The sequence below is a fragment of the Streptomyces hainanensis genome, from assembly GCF_004348415.1.
Classification (GTDB): Bacteria; Actinomycetota; Actinomycetes; order Streptomycetales; family Streptomycetaceae; genus Streptomyces; species Streptomyces hainanensis.
Window position 1 is genome coordinate 1 of record NZ_SMKI01000512.1, and the last position, 5107, is coordinate 5107.

General features: G+C 72.1%; 5 protein-coding genes. 4 read left to right on the forward strand and 1 reads right to left on the reverse strand.

What is annotated here, in order from left to right; translation table 11 throughout:
• Both E1283_RS31370 and E1283_RS31375 read left to right on the forward strand, forming a co-directional pair.
• Positions 1 to 985, forward strand: a 985-nt coding sequence (locus tag E1283_RS31370; RefSeq protein WP_132821560.1) for an RDD family protein, incomplete at its 5' end; no start/stop codon positions are given.
• Positions 986 to 1076: 91 nt separating this feature from the next.
• Positions 1077 to 1694, forward strand: coding sequence for an RDD family protein (locus tag E1283_RS31375; RefSeq protein WP_132821561.1), 618 nt, complete (start codon positions 1077 to 1079; stop codon positions 1692 to 1694).
• 58 nt (positions 1695 to 1752) lie between these two features.
• Here the strand turns inward: E1283_RS31375 and E1283_RS31380 are convergent, their stop codons facing one another.
• Positions 1753 to 2013 (reverse strand): hypothetical protein, encoded by a 261-nt coding sequence (locus E1283_RS31380; protein ID WP_132821562.1) that lies wholly within the window; start codon positions 2011 to 2013, stop codon positions 1753 to 1755.
• A gap of 295 nt (positions 2014 to 2308) precedes the next feature.
• Between E1283_RS31380 and E1283_RS31385 the strand changes: the two genes are divergently transcribed.
• Both E1283_RS31385 and E1283_RS31390 read left to right on the forward strand, forming a co-directional pair.
• Positions 2309 to 4675, forward strand: a complete 2367-nt coding sequence (locus tag E1283_RS31385) for an immune inhibitor A domain-containing protein (protein ID WP_243745233.1) — start codon at positions 2309 to 2311, stop codon at positions 4673 to 4675.
• 101 nt (positions 4676 to 4776) lie between these two features.
• Positions 4777 to 5085, forward strand: a complete 309-nt coding sequence (locus E1283_RS31390) for a hypothetical protein (RefSeq protein ID WP_132821563.1) — start codon at positions 4777 to 4779, stop codon at positions 5083 to 5085.
• Positions 5086 to 5107 lie beyond the last annotated feature (22 nt).

Genomic DNA, 5107 nt, shown 5'->3' on the forward strand with positions numbered 1-5107 from the left:
GCCCGGCGGCTCGTGGGAGCGGCAGGTCCACGAGCTGGCCCAGGGCGCCGACGTGGCCCCCGCCGGGCCGCCCGTGCAGGCCGCCCACGCGCCGCCCACGCCCCCGTCGCCCTCGGTGCCGCAGCAGGCCGGGCCGCCCGGGCTCGGCGCACCGCCCCAGCCGAGCCCGCAGCAGGGCGTCCAGGTGCCGGGCAGCCCCCAGCAGGGCGTGCCGGTGCCCGGCGCCGCCGGCTACGGCTACCCGCCGCAGCAGCAGCCAGGAGTCCCGGGCGGCTACGGCTACCCCCAGCAGCCCGGCGCGGTCGGTGGTGGCTACGGCTACCCGCAACAGCAACAGCAACAGCAGCAACAACAGCAGCAGCCGTCCGCCGCCGGCGGTGGCTACGGCTACCCGCAGGCCGGCTCCGCCCCCGCGGGCCAGTCGCCCTACCTCCAGTCCCACCAGGGCGATCCGCTCACCATGGTGCGGCAGTTCGTCGATCCCGGGCAGAAGTACCCGGCCGGCCTCGGCCGCCGGCTGATGGCCCGGATCGTGGACTCGCTGCTGCCGGTGGGTGCCGCGGTCGCCGTGGCCCTGCCCCTGGTCGACAGCGCCCGGGACCACATCCAGGACCAGATCGACGCGGCCGAGCAGGCCGGCGTCACCCGGCAGATCTGGCTGGTCGACGGCACCACGGGCGGCTACATCGCCCTGGTACTCGGCGTCTTCCTCGTCGTCGGGCTGCTCTTCGAGGCGCTGCCCACCGCGATCTGGGGCACCACGCTGGGCAAGGGCATCGTCCGCGCCCGGGTCGTCGACGTGGAGCGGCAGGAGAAGCCGTCGTTCGGCGCGTCGCTGCTGCGCTGGCTGCTCTACAACGTGCTCGCGCTGCTGGTGGTGGGCATCGTGAGCCTGGTGATGGGGGCCCGCGACCGGCCCTGGCGCCAGACCTGGCACGACAAGGCCGCCCGCACCTTCGTCGCGGTGACCAAGCCCCAGGGCTGAGGCCCCGGGGCCGGGCCGTGGCCGGCCGGCCCGTCATCCATCCGCCCGGCGCCCGGATGCGGGCCGCCGGGCGTCGGGGTGGACTTGGGGCATGAGCAGCGACGAGCCACGGCCGGACCCCCAGGACGACCCCGACCGGCGGCCCGAGGGGGACGAGGGCGAGCGGGGGCTGCCCAAGGCCCCGCCGCCCGAGGAGCCCTACGGCGCCAACCCCTACGGCGCCAACCCCTACGGCGACGCCCGGGGTGCGGCCGACCCGCTGGCCGGCATGCCCCCGCTCGCCAACCGCGGCCGCCGGCTGATCGCCCGGATCATCGACTCGATCGTGGTGGGCGTCCCCGTCACGCTGCTGATGTGGCCGGTGGTGGGGCACTACGGCTGGACCGGCGACGGCCAGGGCGGGGCCTACGGCTCCGAGGCGATCGTGCTCGTCGTCTACTTCGTCTACGAGGGCCTGATGCTCAGCGCCCGCGGCCAGACCCTCGGCAAGATGGCGATGCGTATCCGAGTGGCGATGCTGGCGGACGGCACCGTGCCACACGGCAACCCGGGCTGGTACCGGGCGGGCGTCTACTCGCTGCCACAGCTCGTGCCCTGCTTCGGCTTCGTCTTCTGGCTGGTCAACGTCCTCAACTGCACCTGGGACCGGCCGTATCGACAGTGCCTGCACGACAAGGTGGCCAGGACCGTCGTGGTGTCGACGGCCTGAGGCGCGCCCGGCGTCACCCCCGCGTCACGCGGGGCGTGCGCGCCGGGGCGCACGCTGTTCAGACCGTAACGCCAGGGCGCCGGCGCGGCGTGTCGACCGGCCCCGGTTGGGCAGGCTGTTGAGGCCGCGCGGCCGGGGCCCGGCCGGCACGGCGGGCCCGCAGGGCCAGCGCGACGAGGACGCCGAGCAGCAGGGCGACACCGGCCACCAGCGCCAGACCCGGGCCCGAGAGGGCCGGTGCCAGGAGTAACAGGGCGAAGGTGGTGGAGATGACGGTGACCGAACCACAGATGATCTGAGCGGGGGTCGGGTGCGGCATGGCGGTGTCCGTCCTCGGTCATGGTTGGCGGCGGACCGTGCCGAAGGGGGCGGCGGGGTGAACTCCCCTCGAACGGTTCTACGGGCCTCGATGCCCGCGCGGCGCGACCGATAAGCGCGCGCCCGGCGGCCGTACCGGTGCACGGGGGGCGCACGGGTTCACGAATGACGGCTCGACGGACGGACGAACGACGGTAGTGGTAACGGGGGGTTGAATCAAGGACTGTCTTTTTCTGACTCACTCATGTCAAATGCACCCGTCGTGTCACTACACGCGCAGGGAGGACAGTCAACAGGTGAACACCGGCAAGAGATCCACGAGATCGACGACCGCCGCGGTCATGACGGCCGTCGCCGCCATCGGCGCCGCCGTGCTGCTGCCCGCCGGGGCCGCCCACGCGCAGCCGCCCGCCGACCCGGAGCAGGCGCCCCAGGCCGCGGAGCCGTACGCCGCCGCGGAGCCCGAGCTGGAGAACCCGCTCGGCGACAAGCGTGAGGCCCAGCGTCAGGAGGCCTACCAGCAGCTGCTCTCCGGCGAGGCCACCGCGCGCGGCCGGGGCGGCTCCGAGGTGGTCGAGCTGAGCGACGGCGAGTTCGTCGACACGGCGACGACCGGAACCGACCGGATCTTCACGATCCTGGTCGAGTTCGGCGAGGAGATCCACCCCCAGTACGGCGGTGACCCGGGCCCGCTGGTCAACCAGATCGCCGAGCCCGACCGTTCGGTGGACAACTCCACGATCTGGCAGGAGGACTTCGACCGCCAGTACTACGAGGACCTCTACTACTCGGAGGACCCGGACGTCCCGTCCGTGAAGCAGTACTTCGAGAGCCAGTCCTCCGGCCGCTACTCGATCGACGGCTACGTCAGCGACTGGGTCAAGGTCGACTACAACGAGGCCAGGTACGGCAACAACGCCTGTGGCGCGAGCACCTGCCGCTCCGTGTGGGAGGTCGTCGCCGACGGCGTCAACACCTGGTACGAGGACCAGCTGGCCGAGGGCGCCACGCCCGAGGAACTCCAGGCCACGCTCGCCGAGTACGACCAGTACGACCGCTACGACTTCGACGGCGACGGCGACTTCAACGAGCCCGACGGCTATCTGGACCACTTCCAGATCGTGCACGCCGGCGAGGACGAGTCGGCCGGCGGCGGCGCGCAGGGCGAGGACGCCATCTGGGCGCACCGCTGGTACGCCTTCGGCGACCAGGTGGGCCTCACCGGCCCCGAGGGCAACCTGGCCGGCGGCACCGAGATCGGCGACACCGGCTTCTGGGTCGGCGACTACACCATCCAGCCGGAGAACGGCGGCGTGGGCGTCTTCGCCCACGAGTACGCCCACGACCTCGGCCTGCCCGACCTGTACGACACCCAGGGCGGCGAGAACGGCACCGCGTTCTGGACGTTGATGTCCTCCGGCTCCTGGCTGGGCCTCGGCGACGGCTCCATCGGCGCCCTGCCGAACGACATGGGCCCCTGGGAGAAGCTGCAACTCGGCTGGCTCGACTACGACGTGGCGCAGGCCGCCACCCGGTCGACCCACCAACTCGGCCCGGCCGGCGTCACCTACCCCGAGGACGGCCGCAACCGCGGCAGCCAGGCGCTGATCGTCGAACTGCCGGAGAAGACCGTCACCAACCCGATCCACCCGCCCGCCCAGGGCGAGAACCAGTGGTGGAGCGGCTCGGGCGACGACCTCGTCAACACGCTGTCCCGCACCGTCGACCTGACCGGCGCGAGCACGTCGGCCTCGCTCGACCTCACCGGCTGGTGGTCCATCGAGGAGGACTACGACTTCCTCTACGCCGAGGCGTCGACCAACGGTTCCACCTGGACGCCGCTCGACGGCACGGCGAACGGCGAGGCGCTGCCCCGCGACGGCGCCGACCGCCCGGTCATCACCGGCGAGTCGATGGGCGACGTCCCCGTCTCCTACGGACTGGACGCCTACGTCGGCCAGTCCGTCGACATCCGCTTCCGCTACCAGACCGACGGTTCGCTGACCATGACCGGCTTCACGGCCGACGAGATCAGCGTCACCGCCGACGGCGAGACGATCTTCGCGGACGACGCGGAGAACGGCGCGGGCGACTGGGAGGCCGACGGCTTCTCGGTGGTGGGCGCGTCCATCAGCGGCGACTACCCGCAGTACTACCTGGTGGAGAACCGGCAGTACGTCAACTACGACCGGACGCTGCGCACCGGCCCGTACAACTTCGGCTTCCTCGACCAGCGGCCCGACTGGGTCGAGCACTTCTCCTACCAGAACGGCATGCTGGTCTGGCTGTGGGACACCTCGGAGCTGGACAACGACGTCAGCCAGCACCCCGGCACCGGCCTGATCCTCCCGGTCGACGCCCACGCCGAGGCCGACCGCTGGTCCGACGGCAGCCTGATGCGGAACCGGATCCAGTCGCGGGACGCCACCTTCAGCTGGTACCCGACCAGCCGGCTCACCCTGCACCGCAACAGCGAGCCCACCACCCTGCGGGCCCAGCTGGGATCCCCGGTGTTCGACGACCGACGCGGCACGTACTACGACACGGACAACCCGTTCAACAGCGTGCAGGTGCCGGACACGAACACCAGGATCTCGATCCTCTCGCAGCCGCTGAACACCTCGAAGCCGATCGTCGTGCACGTGTCGTCCAGCGGTCGCTGACCGACTCCGTTACGTGATCGCCGCAGGTCACCCGCGTGGTGACCACGGTCTCGGCCGCCGCCCCTCGACGGGCGGCGGCCGAGCGCGTAAGGATGTGTGACATGTCAGATGGAGGTTTCGTTCAGCTGCCCGACGGCAGCGTCGTCGTGGCACTCGGCCTGCCGCACCCGGTCGCGCCGGGACGCGGCGTCCGGGTGCTGGTTCACGCGATCAACCGGCCACGGGCCCTCACCCGCGTACGGAACCTGGGCCTCCGGGCCGTCTACCTGCGGGGCAACACGGCCCCGCCGACCCCCGACGAGATCTCCGCCGTCCTCCACCACCCCGAGGGCATCGTCTGGCGCGCCCGCCTCGACGACGCGACGGAATCCTGGCACCCGATGCGGCACCTGCTGCGGCGCCGCGCCTGACGCCGGCCGGGGGTTTTTCCCC

Bases quoted from the DNA above. Each gene is read 5' to 3' on its own strand.
- E1283_RS31380 (WP_132821562.1), bottom strand. From the start codon at position 2,013: ATGCCGCACCCGACCCCCGCTCAGATCATCTGTGGTTCGGTCACCGTC.
- E1283_RS31390 (WP_132821563.1), top strand. From the start codon at position 4,777: ATGTCAGATGGAGGTTTCGTTCAGCTGCCCGACGGCAGCGTCGTCGTG.
- E1283_RS31375 (WP_132821561.1), top strand. From the start codon at position 1,077: ATGAGCAGCGACGAGCCACGGCCGGACCCCCAGGACGACCCCGACCGG.